Annotated in this window: 15 protein-coding genes, 3 tRNA genes and 1 pseudogene; 8 read left to right on the top strand and 11 right to left on the bottom strand. The window is 61.4% G+C overall.

The features are described from left to right. Positions 1-2 precede the first annotated feature (2 nt). The 3 genes from tuf to BLU35_RS05290 form a co-directional block, all read right to left on the bottom strand. Positions 3-1,178 carry an elongation factor Tu gene (tuf, locus tag BLU35_RS05300; protein ID WP_034795467.1) on the bottom strand — a complete coding sequence of 392 codons (1,176 nt, stop codon included), beginning with the start codon at positions 1,176-1,178 and terminating at the stop codon, positions 3-5. A gap of 273 nt (positions 1,179-1,451) precedes the next feature. Further along, positions 1,452-1,525: transfer RNA gene (locus tag BLU35_RS05295), tRNA-Gly, on the bottom strand. A gap of 23 nt (positions 1,526-1,548) precedes the next feature. Beyond that, positions 1,549-1,633: transfer RNA gene (locus BLU35_RS05290), tRNA-Tyr, on the bottom strand. Positions 1,634-1,851: 218 nt separating this feature from the next. Between BLU35_RS05290 and BLU35_RS05285 the strand changes: the two genes are divergently transcribed. Then, positions 1,852-2,727 carry a TrmH family RNA methyltransferase gene (locus tag BLU35_RS05285; RefSeq protein ID WP_057252252.1) on the top strand — a complete coding sequence of 292 codons (876 nt, stop codon included), beginning with the start codon at positions 1,852-1,854 and terminating at the stop codon, positions 2,725-2,727. A 140-nt stretch (positions 2,728-2,867) separates the two neighbouring features. Next, positions 2,868-3,584 (top strand): AprI/Inh family metalloprotease inhibitor, encoded by a 717-nt coding sequence (locus BLU35_RS05280; RefSeq protein ID WP_286161434.1) that lies wholly within the window; start codon positions 2,868-2,870, stop codon positions 3,582-3,584. Here BLU35_RS05280 and BLU35_RS05275 read toward each other — a convergent pair. Both BLU35_RS05275 and BLU35_RS05270 read right to left on the bottom strand, forming a co-directional pair. Continuing rightward, entirely contained in the window at positions 3,574-3,825 is a 252-nt protein-coding gene (locus tag BLU35_RS05275; protein WP_176907131.1) for a hypothetical protein, read from the bottom strand. The two genes, BLU35_RS05280 and BLU35_RS05275, sit on opposite strands and share 11 nt — an antisense overlap. A gap of 160 nt (positions 3,826-3,985) precedes the next feature. Next, on the bottom strand, positions 3,986-4,606 hold the full coding sequence (locus BLU35_RS05270) for an FMN-dependent NADH-azoreductase (protein ID WP_057252254.1): 621 nt from the start codon (positions 4,604-4,606) through the stop codon (positions 3,986-3,988). A 137-nt stretch (positions 4,607-4,743) separates the two neighbouring features. On the opposite strand from BLU35_RS05270, the gene BLU35_RS05265 reads away from it, so the two are divergent. Next, entirely contained in the window at positions 4,744-5,685 is a 942-nt protein-coding gene (locus BLU35_RS05265) for a LysR family transcriptional regulator (protein WP_057252255.1), read from the top strand. A gap of 19 nt (positions 5,686-5,704) precedes the next feature. On the opposite strand, the gene BLU35_RS36605 is transcribed toward BLU35_RS05265, so the two are convergent. Together BLU35_RS36605 and BLU35_RS05255 are read right to left on the bottom strand one after the other, a co-directional pair. Beyond that, complete coding sequence (locus BLU35_RS36605; protein ID WP_353615016.1) at positions 5,705-5,947, bottom strand: VOC family protein; 243 nt, start codon at positions 5,945-5,947, stop codon at positions 5,705-5,707. Positions 5,948-6,104: 157 nt separating this feature from the next. Beyond that, positions 6,105-6,180 (bottom strand) — tRNA-Thr (locus BLU35_RS05255). A 155-nt stretch (positions 6,181-6,335) separates the two neighbouring features. On the opposite strand from BLU35_RS05255, the gene BLU35_RS05250 reads away from it, so the two are divergent. Both BLU35_RS05250 and BLU35_RS05245 read left to right on the top strand, forming a co-directional pair. Beyond that, complete coding sequence (locus BLU35_RS05250) at positions 6,336-7,109, top strand: NAD kinase (RefSeq protein ID WP_058329326.1); 774 nt, start codon at positions 6,336-6,338, stop codon at positions 7,107-7,109. A 208-nt stretch (positions 7,110-7,317) separates the two neighbouring features. After that, a pseudogene (locus BLU35_RS05245) lies at positions 7,318-7,805 on the top strand (hypothetical protein). Positions 7,806-7,870: 65 nt separating this feature from the next. Here the strand turns inward: BLU35_RS05245 and prfB are convergent. From prfB to BLU35_RS05230, 3 genes are all read right to left on the bottom strand, one after another. Continuing rightward, positions 7,871-9,002, bottom strand: a protein-coding gene (prfB, locus tag BLU35_RS05240) for a peptide chain release factor 2 (RefSeq protein WP_112995481.1) whose coding sequence is annotated in 2 segments (ribosomal slippage) — positions 7,871-8,932 and positions 8,934-9,002 — 1,131 coding nt in all. Because the reading frame shifts where the segments join, the coding sequence is not laid out codon by codon here. Between the two features lie 96 nt (positions 9,003-9,098). Continuing rightward, on the bottom strand, positions 9,099-11,552 hold the full coding sequence (locus BLU35_RS05235) for a penicillin-binding protein 1A (protein ID WP_093232285.1): 2,454 nt from the start codon (positions 11,550-11,552) through the stop codon (positions 9,099-9,101). A 336-nt stretch (positions 11,553-11,888) separates the two neighbouring features. After that, on the bottom strand, positions 11,889-13,100 hold the full coding sequence (locus BLU35_RS05230) for an N-acetylmuramoyl-L-alanine amidase (protein ID WP_353615014.1): 1,212 nt from the start codon (positions 13,098-13,100) through the stop codon (positions 11,889-11,891). 778 nt (positions 13,101-13,878) lie between these two features. On the opposite strand from BLU35_RS05230, the gene BLU35_RS05220 reads away from it, so the two are divergent. Continuing rightward, positions 13,879-16,683: an Rne/Rng family ribonuclease gene (locus BLU35_RS05220; RefSeq protein WP_058321466.1), complete on the top strand. Its 2,805-nt coding sequence runs from the start codon at positions 13,879-13,881 to the stop codon at positions 16,681-16,683. Positions 16,684-16,852: 169 nt separating this feature from the next. On the opposite strand, the gene BLU35_RS05215 is transcribed toward BLU35_RS05220, so the two are convergent. Then, complete coding sequence (locus BLU35_RS05215) at positions 16,853-18,010, bottom strand: pyridoxal phosphate-dependent aminotransferase (RefSeq protein WP_093232283.1); 1,158 nt, start codon at positions 18,008-18,010, stop codon at positions 16,853-16,855. Positions 18,011-18,244: 234 nt separating this feature from the next. On the opposite strand from BLU35_RS05215, the gene BLU35_RS05210 reads away from it, so the two are divergent. Both BLU35_RS05210 and aroQ read left to right on the top strand, forming a co-directional pair. Continuing rightward, positions 18,245-19,012: a DsbA family protein gene (locus BLU35_RS05210; RefSeq protein WP_057252264.1), complete on the top strand. Its 768-nt coding sequence runs from the start codon at positions 18,245-18,247 to the stop codon at positions 19,010-19,012. Between the two features lie 106 nt (positions 19,013-19,118). Further along, the gene (gene aroQ / locus BLU35_RS05205) at positions 19,119-19,565 is read left to right on the top strand and encodes a type II 3-dehydroquinate dehydratase (RefSeq protein ID WP_058321467.1); all 447 of its coding nucleotides are present in this window, start codon (positions 19,119-19,121) and stop codon (positions 19,563-19,565) included. Positions 19,566-19,578 lie beyond the last annotated feature (13 nt).

Genomic DNA, 19,578 nt, shown 5'->3' with positions numbered 1-19,578 from the left:
GATTACTCGACGATCGAGGCAACGATGCCTGCGCCGACGGTACGGCCACCTTCGCGGATCGCGAAGCGCAGCTTTTCTTCCATCGCGATCGGAACGATCAGCTCGACGGCAACGGTGACGTTGTCGCCCGGCATGACCATTTCCGTACCTTCCGGCAGCGTCACGATGCCCGTCACGTCCGTCGTGCGGAAGTAGAACTGCGGACGGTAGTTCGTGAAGAACGGCGTATGACGGCCGCCTTCTTCCTTCGTCAGGATGTAGGCTTCGGCCATGAACTTCTTGTGCGGCTTGACCGAACCCGGCTTGCACAGGATCTGGCCACGTTCGACACCGTCACGGTTAACACCACGGATCAGCGCGCCGATGTTGTCGCCGGCCTGGCCCTGGTCGAGCAGCTTGCGGAACATTTCAACGCCCGTAACCGTCGTCTTCGACGTGTCGCGGATGCCGACGATTTCAACTTCTTCGCCGACCTTGACGATACCGCGCTCAACGCGACCGGTCACAACCGTACCACGGCCCGAGATCGAGAACACGTCTTCGATCGGCATCAGGAACGGCTGGTCGATCGGACGCTCCGGCGTCGGGATGTAGGCGTCAACAGCGGCCATCAGCTCGCGGATCGCGTCTTCGCCGATCTTCTTGTCCGAATCTTCCAGAGCTGCAAGAGCCGAGCCCTTGATGATCGGAATGTCGTCGCCCGGGAATTCGTAGGACGACAGAAGTTCGCGAACTTCGAGTTCGACGAGCTCGAGAAGCTCGGCGTCGTCAACCTGGTCGACCTTGTTGAGGAACACGACGATTGCCGGAACGCCAACCTGGCGGGCGAGCAGGATGTGCTCGCGGGTCTGCGGCATCGGGCCGTCAGCAGCCGAGCAAACCAGGATCGCGCCGTCCATCTGAGCCGCACCGGTGATCATGTTCTTGACGTAGTCGGCGTGGCCGGGGCAGTCAACGTGAGCGTAGTGACGGTTCGGCGTCTCGTACTCAACGTGGGCCGTCGAAATGGTGATACCACGGGCCTTTTCTTCCGGCGCAGCGTCGATCTGGTCATACGCCTTGAACTCGCCGAAGTACTTCGTGATCGCTGCGGTCAGCGACGTCTTGCCATGGTCAACGTGGCCAATCGTGCCAATGTTAACGTGCGGCTTGTTGCGCTCAAATTTGCTCTTTGCCATGGGTACGTTTCCTGTGGTCAAGTATGAATGATCAGCCGGCAGGGCCGGTTTGTGGAGCCGTTTAAGGGTTTCAGGGGATTTGCGCAAGACTTAATTGCGTACGCCCGGACCGGTCGCCGACGGCCTTTTCCTGCCGATATGTAAGAACGCTGAAGCGCCGACACAAGGGCAGGCATGCGCGATTCACGGATCGCTCCGCAAGCAAGACAAACAATGACTTACCGCGAAGCGTTGGAGCATCGGATTAATTCGGATAAGGAGGCTGTTCGCTGCTGGAGCGGGTAGCGGGAATCGAACCCGCGTATTCAGCTTGGAAGGCTGCTGCTCTACCATTGAGCTATACCCGCGGGCCTTCGATCCAGAAGCAGAATGGTGGAGGGAGTTGGATTTGAACCAACGTAGGCTGAGCCAACGGATTTACAGTCCGTCCCCTTTAACCACTCGGGCATCCCTCCATTATTCTGTCGGGATCTTTCGACCAAGCATTTGAGATCGTGAGACAACCAGCGACGCGTCGTTGCCGCCTCTCGATCTGTGGCCGGGTATATGACCGCCCTCTTTCCTCCTGTCAACACGGGTCAGTGGAAAATTTCCGAATTTCTCCACAGCGACAATTCCGGACCGCTCATCGAAAACCATTTCGCCACGCCTGCAACCCCTCTATAAGACGCCCATGAGCAAAGATCACACCGGCGACAAGAGCGCCAAGGACACCCATTACGCCAACCTCAGGCGCGCCCACCGCGACGCCAAGCGGGAACGCGGCGAAATCCCAACGCCAAAACAGGAGAAGCGCCGCAAGGCGCCGGCCGACTGGAAGCCACCGCAGCTCGCGCCCGAGCAGGTTCTGCTCTACGGCCTGCATACGGTTCGCGCCGCCCTCGACAATCCGGCGCGCCAGTTCGTTCGCCTCAGCGTGACGCCGAACGCCGCTGCAAGATTGGAGCTCGACGAGCTTTCGGCCCTACCCTTCCCGGTCGAAACCGTGACGCCGCAGGATCTCGACAAGATCCTCGGCCCCGACGCGATCCACCAGGGCGTGATGCTCGAGACGCGCCCCTTGCCGCATCGCAAGCTCGAAGCGCTTCGCGACTGCCCGCTGATTCTGGTGCTCGACCAGGTGACCGATCCGCACAATGTCGGCGCCATCATGCGTTCCGCCGTCGCCTTCGACGCCGGCGCGCTGATCACCACCATGCGCCACAGCCCGACCGAATCGGGCGTTCTCGCCAAATCCGCCTCGGGCGCGCTGGAAATGATTCCCTATATCCAGATCACCAACCTTGCGGATGCCATCGAAGAACTTCACCGGCTGGGCTTCCAGACGATCGGCCTCGATTCGGAAGGGCCGCAGCCGCTTGAAGGAACATTCAGCGGTGAGAAGATCGCGCTCGTTCTCGGCTCCGAGGGCAAGGGACTGCGGCAGAAGACCCGTTCGATCGTGACGGACCTTGCCCGCCTCGACATGCCGGGCGCGATCAAGTCGCTGAACGTATCGAACGCGGCAGCAATCGCCATGTATGCTGCGCGCCAGTTCCTGAACCGCTGACATCGACGCGCAGCCGGCCGCCCATGGCGACGACCAAGCGGGCGGCGGCATCACCCCACACTGAGGTGGCTGCAAGGGCCGGCGCATTGACGCGAAAATGTGCCTGTGGAAATCTCCGCGCGTTGGGATCGGAGAGCTCCATGGTCGTCGCAGTTGCGTCACGCGTTCCTATGTTTCGGCTGCTGGTTTTGGGTGCAGTCTGCCTCGCTTCACACACCGCCTTCGCCGCCGGCGACATCGATCCCGGGATCATCGCGGCGCAGGCGGGCGCCTATCTGGTCGCGCCGCTCGATGGCGCCGATGGATGCAAGCTCACCCTCACCGCCGATGAGGCGATCGGCGGCTACGCAGTTACCGGAGCCGAGGGTTGCGCCAAGAGCCTGCCAAGCCTTGCCGACGTCGCCGCCTGGAATTTCGACGGGAACGGCGGCCTGCTGCTGATCGACGTCCTGCGAAAAGTCCATGCCCGCTTTGAAGAGAGGGAGGGATCCCCGCTCCTGACGAACGGCGAGGACGGGCCTCGACTGGCCCTTGTAACCGCGGTGGACGGCATCTCGCACCTGCCGGCGCCGGCAAACATGAAAGGCGCGTGGCAGATGAAACGGCCCGGCGGAACCGCCATCTGCCATGTGCGCTTTGCGGAGGCTGCCGACAGTGACGGCAATCTCGCACTGTCCGTCGAAGAGCCATGCGATAGCGCCGTCAGAAAATTGAAACTGAAGAGCTGGACGGCGAACGGCCTTGGCATAACCCTGCTCGGCGAAGACGGCAGCTCGCTCGCTTTCACCGCCACACCTTCCGGCTTCGAGAAAGACCGTAATGAGGGCGGCAAGCCGCTGCTCCTCGTCAGAAACTGACCAATTGCCCCGTAGGGCTCAGCGGCGTGCTCATGCCGGCCGCCGTCGGGCAGCCGTCGCGCAGCTTCTTCCAGGTGGAGACGTTGAGGTTCATTTCGCAGCGCGCCATATAGACGTTGCCGTCGACCTTTAGGCAGGCGATCTGTCCGAGCTCATATTTCGAACCGTCGCGGTTGCGGCACGTGCAATTGTGTGCGCGCGCCGCGTCGGCGGCGAACAGTGCAGCCACCGCAGCGGTCATGCCCAACAGAATTGTCCGCCGGTCCACCATCGATGCATTATAAAGCAGATTGTGAAATCCCAAAACGGACAATGCCGGCTGCGTTTGCAACCGGCACCGTCCGCACGCAGGGCCTGGGCCCCTCCACCGGATCACGTCAGTGACCCGCTGAATCTATATGTTAGCTCGCCAGGCGAAGGACGTTGCCTTCCGCGATGGTCTTTTCAGCCTCAGCGATCGCAAACTGCTTGGAGTCGGCGCTGAGGTTGAGGCCTTCGGCACGGACAAATTCCACATCTGTGACGCCCAAGAAGCCGAAGACCGTCTTCAGGTAGGATTCCTGGTGGTCCATGACGGCAGCCGGACCGGCGGAGTAGTGACCGCCACGGGTCGAGGCGACGATGATCTTCTTGCCCTTGGCGAGGCCTTCCGGACCATTTTCGGTGTAGCGGAACGTCTTGCCGGAGACGGCGATGCGGTCGATCCAGGCTTTCAGCTGGCTCGGGATGCCAAAGTTGTACATCGGGGCGCCGATGACGACCGTGTCGGCCGCCAGGAATTCTTCGAGCATGTCGCGGCCAAGCTTGACGTCGGCGGCAAGGTCGGCATCCACGCCCGCGAGATCGGCGGGAGCCATGATCTGGGCGCCGGTCAAATGCGGGAGCGAGCTGGCGGCGAGGTCACGATAGGTCACGGTGGCATCCGGGCGGTCAGCCTTGATCTGAGCGGCGAGTGCGGCCGTCAGGCGACGGGAAACCGAGTGATCGCCGAGGATACCAGAGTCGATATGAAGAACGTTCATGGGAACACCTTTGTGTTTGCGTTGCGGTGCTCCACATATGAGCGGAAAACAATCGACCGATAAGCCAGCGGATATTTGACATACTGTTTCCAGACGGAAACAATCGGGCAAAGCATCCGGACCTCGGAGACAGGACAATGCAGGATCTGAACGATCTCGGGCTCTTTGCCGCCGTCGTGCGCAACAACGGCTTCAGCGCTGCCGCACGCGATCTCAATATACCCAAATCCAAACTCAGCAAACATGTGGCCCGCCTCGAGGAACAGCTCGGCGTGCGGTTGCTTGAACGTTCGACCCGCAAGCTGCGTGTCACCGACATCGGCCGGGTTTTCTATGAACATTGCCAGGGGCTGCTCGACGGCGTCGCGGCCGCCGAAGCCGAAATTGCGGCGGTGCGGGCTGAACCTTCGGGCACCGTCAGGCTCGCCTGCCCACTCGGCTTCACCCCGATGCTCGCGGATATCCTGCCGGCGTTTCACCGGCGTTATCCCGGCGTGCGGCTCCTGATCACCGCCACCAACCGGCGCATCGACCTGATCGAAGAACGGATCGATGTGGCGCTCCGCGCCCGCGGCCAGCTCGATACCGACAATCAGCTGATCATCCGCAAATTCGGCGAGGTTCGCGAGCGGCTCGCCGCTAGCCCGACGTTCCTTGCCCGCTCGGGCGACATCACCATCGACAACCTCAGCCAGCAGGCGACGCTGTCGATGAACGAACAACACCCGACCGACGTCTGGCGGCTCGTCTCATCCGACGGAAACACGACGGAAATCTCCCATCGTCCGATCATCGGCTGCAGCGACTTCCTGATCCTCGAACGGGCCGCGATCGAAGGCATGGGCGTGGCGCTGTTGCCGGACCATATCTGCGAGCGCGCCTTCCGCGCCGGCGTGCTCGTGCCGGTGCTGCCGGAATGGACCTCGAACGACGTCGTGGTGCACCTCGTCTTCCCGTCTCGCCAGGGCATGCTGCCGGCGACCCGGGCGCTGATCGACTATCTCGCCGAAAACCTTCTCAACGCCCTGCAGAAATGCCGGGAGGTTCCGATGCGCATGGCCCCCTCGTTCGACATCTGACATCGCGAGGCAGTCCCGCTCAGCACCGGCAAATCATCAAGACATTGCCGTCGGGGTCGCGGATCGTGAACCATTGCTCGAATTGCACCGGCGTGACGATCTCGACACCGAGGGCGACCGCGTGATGATGTGCTGCAGCCACATCTTCGGTATCGAAATGAAAGAGCGGCGCATCCTGCGGCCTCCCGAGAGCGAATATTCTCGCATCGAGAATCAATCGTGCGCCGCTACCCTTTGGAAAGACCGCGAGGTGGCCGTGCACGGTTTCCGGTTCGACGACCTGGATCGGCTGGCCCGTTTTTATGGCGATCCTTGCTGAACGTGATTGACTGCTCAATTCGCAGCTTCGCCCCGCGTCTCAAATCCGAATGCGGTTAAAGCTTCAAAAAATGCGCGATTTCAGCAGAAAAAGGCAGATGTGGTGCCCCCAGAGAGACTCGAACTCCCGACCTACTGATTACAAATCAGCCGCTCTACCAACTGAGCTATAAGGGCACTTGCTGCGGTGGGAGTTACCATAATCTCATCCGGTGTAAAGCAAAATTGCGAATTCTCCCAATTTTCAGATGCGTTCGGCTTCGGGCCATGCCAGAAACGATGGACAGAGATCGCCGCAAGCGGCATGCAACGCATCGAACGGACTAGAGTTGATGGCCCGAACGTTCAATTCCTTCGCCTTCCTCGCCTCTTCTGCGGAGGAGGCGCAAAAGGCTGCGGCTGATCTCAAGGCGATCTATGGTGACAACGATCCGGCGAAGGCCGACGTGATCGTGGCGCTCGGCGGTGACGGCTTCATGCTGCAGACGCTGCACCAGACCATGAACAGCGGCAAACTGGTCTACGGCATGAACCGCGGCTCCGTCGGCTTCCTGATGAACCGCTACAGCACCGAGAACCTGACGGACCGCATCTGCCAGGCAGTCGAGAACGCGTTCCATCCGCTGGAGATGCAGACGACCGACGTCTACGGCGAGAGCTTCATGGCGCTTGCGATCAACGAAGTCTACCTCTTCCGCCAATCGTACCAGGCTGCAAAGCTTCGCGTCCTCATCGACGGGAAGACAAGGCTCGAGGAGCTGACCTGCGACGGCCTGCTGGTGGCGACACCAGCAGGTTCCACCGCCTACAACCTCTCCGCTCACGGCCCGATCCTGCCACTCGAAGCACCGCTTCTGGCCATGACGCCGGTCAGCGCCTTCCGTCCACGCCGCTGGCGCGGCGCGCTCTTGCCGAACCATGTCACGGTCGAGATCGAAATCCTGGAAGCCGACAAGCGGCCGGTGAACGCCGTGGCGGACCATCAGGAAGTAAAGTCGGTGGTCAAGGTGCGGATCGCCGAATCGGAGAACATGACGGCGCGCATCCTCTCGGATCCCGATCATTCCTGGTCGGACCGCATCCTAGCCGAGCAATTTTCGAACTGAACGCACGTTCTCCGCGCGGTATGTTATGATCCTCCATGGCTCGTTTTCCGACGGCTAATGCATGTTTCCTTTAATCGTACCCGATTAAAGGACAAAAACATGCAGCAATTCAAAGTGCTACAGCGACCTTTGCGCGTCTGAAAAGACGCGCGGCGCTGTAGGAGCGAGGCGGCAGCGGAGCTGCGGTTTGAAAGGACGACAATCCCCAATGCAAAGATCCGCCCTCCTCGCGCTCCTCCTGTTCGTGAGCACCGCCGGCGCCAAGGCCGAGGACGCCAACGTCGTGCCGCCGCAGGCTACCTTTGTCACGAGCACCGGCTACTGGGAGGAAAGCGGAGCGCCGCTTTCATCACTCGACCCCAATGCCGCCGCCGAGAAGCAAAGCGACGCCCGCCGCGGTTACTACAAGCTGATCGCGCTTCGCCAGACGGATGGCACCGCACAGGTCCATCTGCAGCAGATCGAAGCGACGCCAGCCGGACCGGTGGTGGTTTCCTCGGCGGAGCTCGAAGAGTTCTCGGCGCTCAAGCCTATGTCACCGACATTCGCCCGGAGACCTCAACCGGCGTCACCGCGCAGCCGGGCATGTTCGCGACCGTCTATCTGAAGACAGATCCGACCGCCCGCGAACCGGAGACCTGGACCGTGCTCATCGATGATCTCGGCGACATCAAGGTCGAGCGCGCTTCGAACTGAGCAAAAGAAAAGGCCGGGTGCGAACCACCCGGCCTTCTTCAATTCAAGAACTCTCGCAGCGACGCTTAGTTCAAATCGTCGACGACTGCATCCGCGCCACCGCTGACACGGTGCGCAAGCGCCGCCTCCATGAACTCGTTGAGCTCGCCGTCGAGCACATCGCCCGGTGCGGTGCTCTCGACCCCGGTGCGCATGTCCTTGACCAGCTGGTAAGGCTGCAGAACGTAGGAGCGGATCTGGTGGCCCCAGCCGATATCCGTCTTTGACGCAGCCTCGGCGTTTGCCGCCTCTTCGCGCTTCTTCAACTCCGACTCGTAGAGACGCGCACGCAGCATGTCCCAGGCCTTGGCCCGGTTCTTGTGCTGTGAGCGCTCCTGCTGGCACTGCACAACGATACCGGACGGCATATGCGTAATACGCACAGCCGAGTCGGTCGTGTTGACGTGCTGGCCACCGGCACCAGACGACCGGTAGGTGTCGATGCGGCAGTCACTCTCGTTGATGTCGATCTGGATCGAATCGTCGACCACCGGGTAGACCCAGATCGACGAGAACGAGGTGTGGCGGCGCGCATTGCTGTCATAGGGCGAAATGCGAACGAGGCGATGCACGCCCGATTCGGTCTTCAGCCAACCATAGGCATTGTGGCCCTTGACGAGCAGCGTCGCAGACTTGATGCCGGCTTCTTCACCGTCCTGGATTTCAAGAAGCTCGACCTTATATCCCTGGCGCTCGGACCAACGGGTGTACATGCGCAGAAGCATGTTGGCCCAGTCCTGGCTTTCGGTGCCGCCGGCGCCGGAATGCACTTCGAGATAGGTGTCGTTCTGATCGGCCTCGCCAGAAAGCATGGCCTCGACCTGCTTCTTGGCCGCTTCGTTGCGCAGTTCACGCAGCGCCTGTTCGGCATCCGCGATGATCGCCGCGTCGCCCTCTTCCTCGCCGAGCTCGATGAGTTCGATGTTGTCGTTGAGCTGCTGCTCGAAGCGGCGCAGGCCATTGATGCCGTCGTCGAGTTGCTGGCGCTCGCGCATCAGCTTCTGTGCTTCCGAAGCATCGTTCCACAAGGTCGGATCTTCCGCCTTGTTGTTCAACCAGTCCAGTCGTCTTACCGCCTGATCCCAGTCAAAGATGCCTCCTCAGCAGGCTTATGGCCTGCTTGATTTCGTCGACAATGTTCTCGATTTCGCTGCGCATAATCCTGCTTCTTGTGAACCCGATATGAAATTGAGCGTCAAATAGCGATGCCCGCCGCTGATGTAAAGGCGGCGGGCATCGCGAGAGGGGAAAGGCTTAGAACAGACCGTTGGAGCCCGAGGTCACCGCCTGGTTCGCCTGCGGCGAGTTCTTCAGGATTTCCTCTGGCGGCACGTATTGATCGAGCCCGCCGATGACCGAGAAGGTGTCAGCCGGGCCGGTGCCGGGCTTGAAGGCCTCGATGATCGTGTCCGGCTCACCCTCTTGGGCGGCCATGCCGGTCTTGCGGTTGACGGCGACCATGCTCATGCCCTCGGGAACAACGAACTTGCTCGGGCGGGTGTCCTTGACGGCTTCCTGCATGAAGTCGTTGAAGATCGGCACTGCGAGGCTGCCGCCGGTGGCACCGCGGCCGAGCGGGGCCGGATTGTCGAAGCCGAGGTAGAGGCCGGCAACCATGTCGGGCGTGTAGCCGACGAACCAGGCGTCCTTTTCGTCATTGGTCGTGCCGGTCTTGCCGGCAACCGGACGATCGAGTTTGATCTTGCCGGCGGCCGTGCCGCGCAGCACCACGCCCTCCATCATCGACGTGATCTGGTAGGAGGTCATGGGGTCGAGCACCTGCTCGCGATTGTCGGTCAGGACAGGTTCTTCCTGGCTCTGCCAATCACCCGCATTGCAGTTGTCGCAGGTACGGTCCTCATGCCGGAAAATCGTCTTGCCGTAGCGGTCCTGAATACGGTCGATCAGCGACGGCTTGATCTGCTTGCCGCCGTTGGCGAGCACTGAATAGGCCGAGGCCATGCGCAGAACCGTCGTTTCGCCGGAGCCCAGCGACATCGCGAGCAGCGGCGGCATCTTGTCGTAAATGCCGAAACGCTCGGCATATTCGGCAACCAGGTTCATGCCCATGTCGTTGGCGAGGCGAACCGTCATCAGGTTGCGCGACTTCTCGATGCCGAGGCGCAGCGTCGACGGACCGGCCGAGCCGCCGCCATAGTTTTCCGGACGCCAGACCTGACCGCCCGCGACGATTTCGATCGGGGCATCGAGGATGACCGATGCCGGCGTGTAGCCGTTGTCGAGTGCTGCGGCGTAGACGAAGGGCTTGAAGGACGAACCCGGCTGACGCATCGCCTGCGTCGCGCGGTTGAATTCCGACTGGCCATAGGAGAAGCCGCCGACCATCGCCAGAACACGGCCGGTCTGCGGGTCCATGGCGACCAGGCCGCCCTGCACCTTCGGCGGCTGGCGCAGGCGATATTCGCCCTTTTCGGCGAGCGGCTCGACGTAGACAACGTCGCCGGCGCCAAAGACGCCCTCAGGAGACTTCGCCGACTTGCGGTCGCCAGTCGCCGAACGATAGGCCCACTGCATGTTCTTCGCGGAGATGTGTCCCGTGACGCGCTCGGCCACGATCTTGCCCGAAGCTTCCTTCTCCGGCTGGATGCCGATCTCGGCGCCCTGTGCGTCGACAGAGAGAACAACCGCGAGCTTCCACTCCGGCACATCGCTGAAGGCAACGACCGCGCCGAGCGGCTCACCCCAATCGCCACCGATCTCGATCGACTTGACCGGACCATGGAAGCCTCGGCGCTCGTCGTAGGTCAGCAGACCCGCCTGCAGCGCCTTACGCGCCGCGATCTGCAGACGCGGATCGAGCGAGGTGCGAACCGACAGGCCGCCCTCATAGAGCGCGTTGTCGCCATATTTCTGAATGATCTGCCGGCGGACTTCCTCGGCGAAGAAATCTGACGCGAAGAGATGCGCGCCGCCGCGGCGCGGGTTGACACCGAGCGGCTGCTTCTTGGCTTCTTCGCCGTCGGCCTTGGTGACATAGCCGTTCTCGACCATGCGGTCGATCACCCAGTTGCGGCGTTCGATGGCGGCTTCGGTCTTGCGGAACGGATGATAGTTGGCCGGTCCCTTCGGCAGTGCTGCGAGATAGGCGGTCTCGGCAATGGTAAGCTCGGTCACCGACTTGTCGAAATAGGTCAGCGCCGCACCGGCAATACCGTAGGAATTCAGGCCGAAGAAGATCTCATTGAGATAGAGCTCAAGGATTCGGTCCTTGCTGTAGGCCTGCTCGATGCGGAACGAAAGGATTGCTTCCTTGACCTTGCGGTCGATCGTCTGGTCCGAGCTCAGCAGGAAGTTCTTTGCCACCTGCTGCGTGATCGTCGACGCCCCAACCGGGCGGCGGCCGGAGCCGAAGTTCTGCAGGTTCACCGCGATGGCGCGGGCGAGACCGGTGATATCGACACCCGGATGCTGATAGAAATTCTTGTCTTCGGCCGAGATGAAGGCTGCCTTGACGCGATCAGGAATCGCCTGGATCGGCAGATAGAGACGCCGCTCGCGGGCATATTCCGCCATCAGCGCGCCATTGCCGGCATGAAAGCGCGTCGTTACAGGCGGCGAGTATTTCGCCAGCACCTCGTAGTCCGGTAGATCCTTGGTGACGACGCCCAGATAAAGCGCCACGGCTCCAGCCACGCCAAGCAGCAGAAACGCACCAATCCCGAAGAAATATCCAATCAGCCTGATCATCAGTCAGATACCGGTACCTTAATTATCGTTCAATTGCCGGACCGCCGAGCGACAGTCCATGCGCTGTCCCGCCGGCTTAATTGCGTCGGTCCGACCAAACTCTTCCGTCAGAAATCGTCTGGCATCGCAGCAACCCGCTAAGCCCGGCTCCTCATATGGCGAGGAACCCCGGGCTTCAACTCGTTTCTCAACAAATCCGGGCGCAATTCCGGTTAGGTCCCGGAATGTGCGTAAAATAGGGCTGTTTTCGATTATCGCGTGCGCATCCAGTTGAAAAGCATAACGCTGTTACCAAGGCGACACAAATCACTTCGTTCCTGGGCATGCCTTCAAACGTCAGCCGCCGCTGGCAACCGCCTGCTCGCGATAACGCTGAACCGCGACGGCAAGACGCTCCGAAACCTTCTTGCGCCATTCCGGATCCAGCAGCAATTTCTCATCCTCCTTGTTCGACAGGAAGCCCAGTTCCAGCAGGATCGACGGCACGTCGGGTGCCTGCAACACGCGGAACCCGGCGAAGCGGTGCGGGTTGTTGATGAGATTGATCTGACCTTCGAAAGAGGAAACGACTGCGCGCGCCATGTTGACCGAAAAGGCCTGCGTCTCGCGGCGGGTCAAATCGATCAGGATATCGGCGACCTCCGCGGGCTCGCTCTGAAGCGGTACACCGGCGATTTCGTCCGAAAGGTTTTCGCGAGCGGCAAGGCTTGCCGCCAGATGGTCCGACGCCTTGTCGGAGATCGTATAGACCGTAGCGCCGCGGATGTCCTTCTGGCGGAGCGCATCGGCATGGAGCGAGATGAAAAGATTGGCGCCCTTGTTCCTGGCAATCTGTACGCGCTGCGGCAGCGAGAGAAAAACATCCTTGTCGCGGGTGAGAAAAGCCTCGATCCCGGCACTCTTGTTCAGGGCCTCGACGAGATCCTGGGCAAAGGCCAGCGTGACGTGTTTCTCTTCCGTTTTCGTCTCGGCGGCAAGCGCACCGGTGTCGATGCCGCCGTGGCCGGCATCGATCGCGATGATGAAGGGGCCGCCGTCTTTCGTGGGCGCAACGGCCACAGGTCTGTCGGTTTTCGTCGCAGCGACGGAACCGGTCCATTGCTGTTCGCCGAGAAGTGCATCGAAGCGCGTCTGGTCGACCCGTTCGGCGTCGATAACCAGGCGGTAGCCCTTGCCCCCCTCCTCCGCGATCACCTCCGCATGGGTTACCGCAACAGGCCCCTTCGCGGAAAGAACGATACGGGAATTGCCCGCGCCCATGCCGCCGTAGCGGATCGCGTCGAACAGGCCGCGCGGTTGGAGACTATCCGCCTTCAGGCCGAAGGCTGTTTCCGGCAGGTCGACGACTACGCGAACGGGGTCGGCCACGTAATGAACGGAAAAATCCGGCTTGCGGTCGAACTCGACGACGACCCGGGTGCGCGCGTCGTCGCCGGCGATCCGCGCGCCAAAGGCGAGCAACGGGCCCGGCTCGGCAGCACGAGCGGCCGGCACGCTCAGGAGGAGACCGCCGACGAGCACCGAAGCACCGAACAAACGCCAACCCATCCGCGACATCAACGACAACAGCGAACCGCGCATACAAACCGCCAAAGGCTTCACCTTGGGCTCCCCGCCACTTTCTCAAAACCAGACGGCGGCCGATGCGGCCACCAAACGCATACCTTGATCAATGAACCCTTATGGTTAATCAAAGCTTGACAAAGGCCATCTTCCACCTCGCACCGGCGCCATCGATTCATCATTTGCCGGCCTACTCCACGTGGACAAGCGAATCGATCATTATTGTGGCGGCACGGGCTTTTCCCTTGCCAATGTGACATAGAAAACATAAAAGCGTCACAAGGAGAAAGTGTTGACGGGATAGAACAGTCGACCGGGCAGCCGGAGCTTCTCCAAAGCTTGGCGCCAGGGAGTGGTCGAACCGGATCAACCGGTTAAACGCATCGCACTTCCGCGGTCGCAAGGTGTTCATCCGCCGTCGCTGCATTTCCTCCTCGTACACTGGATCGCAAATTTCCGGCGGTGGCCGGAGTTCTTGATGGTGATTTTTCACCAACGCCCGCAAGCGGGCGAATTCATTGGGTCTTCATGAGACCTTGGACATTGGCATTCTTGTTTGGTCATTGATGTTGACTCAGCAGTATCGGTCAGAAGTAGAGCGTCCCCGGGACACAGGTGTTCCGGCTGTCGTCTGGCTGCTGCACCATCGCCTGCACCAAACAGGAACTTTCATATCCGGCGCACCTTCCGACGTGTTTGGCAGTCTTCCCAAGGAAGCAGGTCTGTCTCCCGTTCCGCTGGTGCGCCGAGGAGCACAGCTTAGATGGCAGAGAAAATGCTTATCGATGCGTCTCACTCCGAGGAGACGCGCGTCGTTGTCGTACGCGGGAACCGCATAGAAGAGTTCGACTTCGAGTCGGAACATAAGAAGCAAATCCGCGGCAATATCTATCTGGCGAAGGTCACCAGAGTGGAGCCTTCGCTGCAGGCCGCCTTCGTCGACTACGGCGGTAACCGCCACGGATTTCTGGCCTTTGCCGAAATTCACCCCGACTACTACCAGATTCCGCTTGCCGACCGTCAGGCACTGCTGAAGGCCGAAGCCGAAGAAGCGCGACGCGACGACGACATCGAACATGTCGAAACCGCCCCGGCGCCGGCGAGCGAACTTTCCGTTCCCGTCGACCTCGAGGTCGTAGCGGAGACCGAAGTCGAGGCGCAGCCGGCAGAAGCCGTCGCCGCCGAACCGGTGGTCGAAGAGGAAGTGCCGGCCGAAAAGCCCAAGGCAAAGCCGAAGCGCACCCGCAAGACCAAGGCCAAGGCTGCGGAAGAAGCGGCTGCCGCTTCCGTCGATGGCGACGAAAGCAACGGCGGCGAAATGGCCGCGATGGTCGATACCGACGCGATCTCCGAAGACGTCGACAGCCGCCGTCGCCATGACGACGACGACGATGATGACGACAGCCACGATGGCGAAAAGGAAATCATCGAATCCGTCGGCGCCGAAGACGCCATGGAAGAGGTTCCGGATCGCCAGGTCCGCAAGCCGCGCAAGCAGTACCGCATTCAGGAAGTCATCAAGCGTCGCCAGATCCTGCTCGTCCAGGTTGCCAAGGAAGAGCGCGGCAATAAGGGCGCGGCGCTGACGACCTACCTGTCGCTGGCCGGCCGCTACTCTGTCCTGATGCCGAACACGGCACGCGGCGGCGGCATCTCCCGCAAGATCACCAACCTGCAGGACCGCAAGCGCCTGAAGGAAATCGCGCGCGGCCTCGAAGTGCCGCAGGGCATGGGCGTCATCCTGCGTACCGCGGGTGCGAATCGCACCAAGGTCGAGATCAAGCGCGACTTCGAATACCTGATGCGCCTGTGGGAAAACGTCCGCACGCTGACGCTGAACTCCACGGCCCCCTGCCTCGTCTATGAGGAAGGCAGCCTGATCAAGCGCTCGATCCGCGATCTCTACAACAAGGATATCGGCGAGATCATCGTTTCCGGCGAGGAAGGTTACAAGGAAGCCAAGGGCTTCATGAAGATGCTGATGCCGAGCCACGCCAAGGTGGTTCAGCCCTATCGCGACGTGCATCCGATCTTCTCGCGCTCCGGTATCGAAGCGCAGCTCGACCGCATGCTGCAGCCGCAGGTGACGTTGAAGTCCGGTGGCTACATCATCATCAATCAGACCGAAGCGCTGGTTTCGATCGACGTCAACTCCGGCCGTTCGACGCGCGAGCACTCGATCGAAGACACGGCGCTGCAGACGAACCTGGAGGCTGCCGAAGAAGTGGCGCGCCAGCTGCGCCTGCGCGACCTTGCCGGCCTCGTCGTCATCGACTTCATCGACATGGAAGAAAAGCGCAACAACCGCGCCGTCGAGAAGAAGCTGAAGGACTGCCTGAAGAACGATCGCGCCCGCATCCAGGTCGGCCGCATCTCGCATTTCGGCCTGCTCGAAATGTCGCGTCAGCGCATTCGCGCCTCGGTGCTCGAATCGACGATGCAGACGTGCCCGCACTGCAACGGCACTGGTCATGTTCGCTCGCAGTCCTCCGTCGCCCTGCACGTGCTGCGCGGCGTCGAGGAACATCTGCTGAAGAACACCACGCACGACATTACCGTGCGCACCATCCCGGATATCGCGCTCTACCTGCTCAACCAGAAGCGCGGCACGATCATGGACTACGAAGCCCGCTTCGGCGTCTCGATCATCATCGAGGCTGACGCCCATGTCGGCGCGCAGCACTTCGCGATCGATCGCGGCGAACCGGTCGAAAACCCGGTCAAGATCGAGCAGCTCCTGCACTTCCAGCCGGAGCCGGAAGAAGAAGAAGACGTCGTGATCGAAGAGGATCTCGACGAAGAAGAAGCCGAAGTAGTCGTCAGCGAGCCGCGCCAGGAGCAGCCGAAGGCTGCCCAATCCTCCGACGACCAGAGTGGACGCAAGCGCAAGCGCCGTCGCCGCCGTCGCGGCAAGGGTGGCCAGCAGGCCGAAGGTGCCGTCGGCCAGGCGTCCGAAGCGGCAGGCGATGTCGATGACGACGCCGACGAAGGTGATGCGGACGACGAGGGTGTCGATGCCGAAGCCACAACCGCTGACGGCGAGCAGAAGCGCAAGCGTCGCCGCCGCGGCAAGCGCGGTGGCCGCCGCAATCGTCCGGAGGGCGAAGGTGAAGGCGAAGGCCAGATCGAGGCCGATGCCGAAGGTGACGACGCCGACGAGCCCGAAGCCGTAGACGCGCCGGCCGTTGCCGCAGAGATCGAAGTAGCCGTCGCCGTCGAGGAAACCGCGGCAGTCGTCGCGGAAGCCGAGGCTGTCGAGGCCAAGCCGGCCAAGCCGAAGCGGACCCGCAAGAAGGCGGTAAAGGCCGAAGAACCGGTCGCAACCGTCGATGAAGTCGCTCAGGCGGTTATCGAAGACCAGCCGGCAGGCGTCGATGTCGCCGCCGAGGCGGTGGAAGAGGCTGCGGCCGACCTCGCGGAAACCAAGCCGGCACGCGCGAACCGCGACCTTTCGAAGATCGCCTCGGAGCCTGTCGTGACCTCGAGCTCTCCGAAGGCCGAAGGCGAAGAAGAAGACCCGACCAAGCCCAAGAAGGGCGGCTGGTGGCAGCGCCGCGGCTTCTTCTAAGAAGAAGCTTCTGGTCCTGGCTCGAAGCCGAACCGGGATCCTGACGCCGAAGCGTTGGACGCGAAAGATCATAAATAGAAAGGCCCGGATCGCTCCGGGCCTTTTCTTTTACGGGTGATAGTCACAGCAGACGGGGCGTCTTCGCTCCCCTGCCCATTCCGCCGGGCAATCAGGCAAGCCAGCGCGCTATCCGCTCCATTGCCTCGACCATGTCAGCCTCCGCGCCGGCATAGGAAAAGCGCATGGTGCGATGCCCTTCCAACGGATCGAAGTCGAATCCCGGCGTTGCCGCGACATTGATCTCGGCGAGCATCCGCCGGGCAAAGGCCATGCTGTCATTGGTAAAGCGGCTGACATCCGCATAGGCATAGAAGGCACCGTCCATCGGCGAAGCGATCGAGAAGCCGATCTCCGGTAGGCGCTTCAGCAGCATGTCCCGATTGACCGCATAGGCAGCCTTGTAGCGGTCGAGTTCCTCATGCGCGTCAAGCGCCGCTTCAGCGGCGATCTGCGACAGTTCCGGCGGCGAAATGTAAAGGCTCTGGGCGATGCGCTCGAAGCCCCGCACCTTATCGGCCGGCAACACCATCCAGCCGATGCGCCAGCCGGTCATGCAGTAATATTTCGAGAAGGAGTTGATGACGATCACTTCGTCGGCAACCTCCAGCGTGCTCGCCTCTTCGCCGGCAAAGGTCAGCCCGTGATAGATCTCGTCCGAAATGAACGCGATCTTCTCCGCGCGGCAATAGTCGGCCAGCGCTTTGAGGCCGGCCCTCCCCGTCACGGTGCCGGTCGGGTTCGCTGGGCTTGCCAGCAATACGCCCTTCAGCGGCCGGCCGACCTTTGCAGCGGCCCGCTTCAGGCTTTCCGGCGTCAGCGTGAAGCCGGTCTCGGCATTGGCCTCGACCTCGACCACTGTCAGGCCGAGAGCGGCGAGGATGTTGCGGTAGGCCGGATAGCCGGGCCGCGCGATGGCGACGCAATCGCCAGGATCAAAGAGCGCAAGGAAGGCGAGATTGAAGCCGGCGGACGATCCCGTGGTGACTGCCACCCGCTGCGGATCGAGCGCGATACCGTGGCGCTTCTCGTAGTGGCGGGCGATCGCGGTTCGCAGCGACAGAGTGCCGAGTGCGTCGGTATAGCCAAGGCGCCCATGTTGGAGTGCGTTGCGCGCAGCTTCGAGAGCCGCCTGCGGCGCCGGGTGGGCAGGCTGCCCGACGGCCATCGAGATCACCGGGTGGCCGGCATCACGGCGGCGGGTCGCCTCCGCCAGCACATCCATCGCGTGAAAAGGTTCGACGGCGCTGCGTTTTGACAAGTCTACCAACGGAAAATCCTCGATAAGCGGCTGTTCTCCAGCCCCTTTGCCCGATGAAATTGACCTTCACAAGTCCGCGAGTGCCGTATTTCCGCCGATTTTGCCGTTTCGTTTCCGCGGCACCCACCCTATGCTGCCAGCATATTGCGGATACGAGGAATCCTGTTGTCTTTCAGAACTGCCGGTTGACGTGACGACGGGGGATGAACGACACACAGGACACGCAAGGACAACGAGGTAGAAATGAATTTCAGCACCAAGATGATTGCCGCCGGGACGCTCGCAGCGCTCGTGGCCGGGGTCAGCCTGCCGCAAAGCGCGTTTGCGCTCGACGCGAAGCAGAAGGAAGAGATCGGCGCCTTCATCAAGGAGTACCTGATCGCCAATCCGGAGATCATGCTTGAAGTCCAGGAGGCGCTGACGACGAAACAGCGCGCCAAACAGCAGGAAGCTGCCGAGAGCGCGATCACCGAGAACAAGAAGGCGATCTTCAACTCCGACTATGACATGGTCCTTGGCAATCCCAAGGGCGACGTCACCATCGTCGAGTTCTATGACTACAATTGCGGCTATTGCAAACGCGCCCTCTCCGACATGGATGACATCCTCGCCAAGGACAAGAACGTCCGTTTCGTGCTGAAGGAACTGCCGATCCTCGGTCCGGATTCGCTTGCCGCCCACAAGGTGAGCGCCGCGTTCCGCCTGGTCGCTCCGGAAAAGTACGGCGACTTCCATCGTGCGCTGCTCGGCGGCGAAGATCGTGCCACGGAAGAGACCGCAATTGCAGTTGCCGCAAAGCTTGGCGTCTCGGAGAAGGACCTGCGCGCCAAGATGGAAAAGGAGCCGCATGATGCGGCCGTGCGCGAGGCCTATGGGCTTGCCAACGACCTCGGCATCACCGGCACACCGTCCTATGTCATCGGTAACGAAGCGGTCTTTGGTGCCGTCGGCGCCGAAGAGATCGAGGGCAAGGTCTCCAATATGCGCGAATGCGGCAAGACGGCCTGCTGACAAACCTTCCCATGACTGTGGACAAATCCCGCGGGGGCCCAAAGGGCTTTTCCTCGCGGGACCATCAGTCTATAGGTAACCCTCCATCACCGGACCGGAATCCCTTATGCCATCGACCATTTTCGTGCTGAACGGACCCAACCTGAATGCGCTGGGCAAGCGCGAACCGGGTATTTATGGCGGCCAGACGCTCGCCGATATCGAGGCCATGTGCAAGGCGGAGGGCAAGACGCTCGGTTTCGAGGTCGATTTCCGCCAATCGAACCATGAGGGCACGCTGGTCGACTGGCTGCATGAAGCCGGCAGCGTCGCCGCCGGCGTGGCGATCAATCCGGCGGCATACGGCCATACGTCGATCGCACTTCACGACGCCATCCGCGCCATCGGCATTCCAGTCGTCGAACTCCACCTCTCGAACATCCATGCGCGCGAGGAATTCCGTCACAAGTCGATGATCGCGCCGGCTGTCAAAGGCGTCATCTGCGGCTTCGGTGCCCAGAGTTACATTCTTGCGCTGCATGCGCTAAAGAACCTGACACATCCGTCGAAATAAAAAGAACACAAGA

Origin of the sequence: Sinorhizobium sp. NFACC03 (genome assembly GCF_900103435.1) — a bacterium.
In the GTDB taxonomy this organism is placed as follows: Bacteria; Pseudomonadota; Alphaproteobacteria; order Rhizobiales; family Rhizobiaceae; genus Ensifer.
The sequence above is the reverse complement of the archived record's forward strand: the minus strand, read 5'-3'. Positions and strand labels throughout refer to the sequence as shown.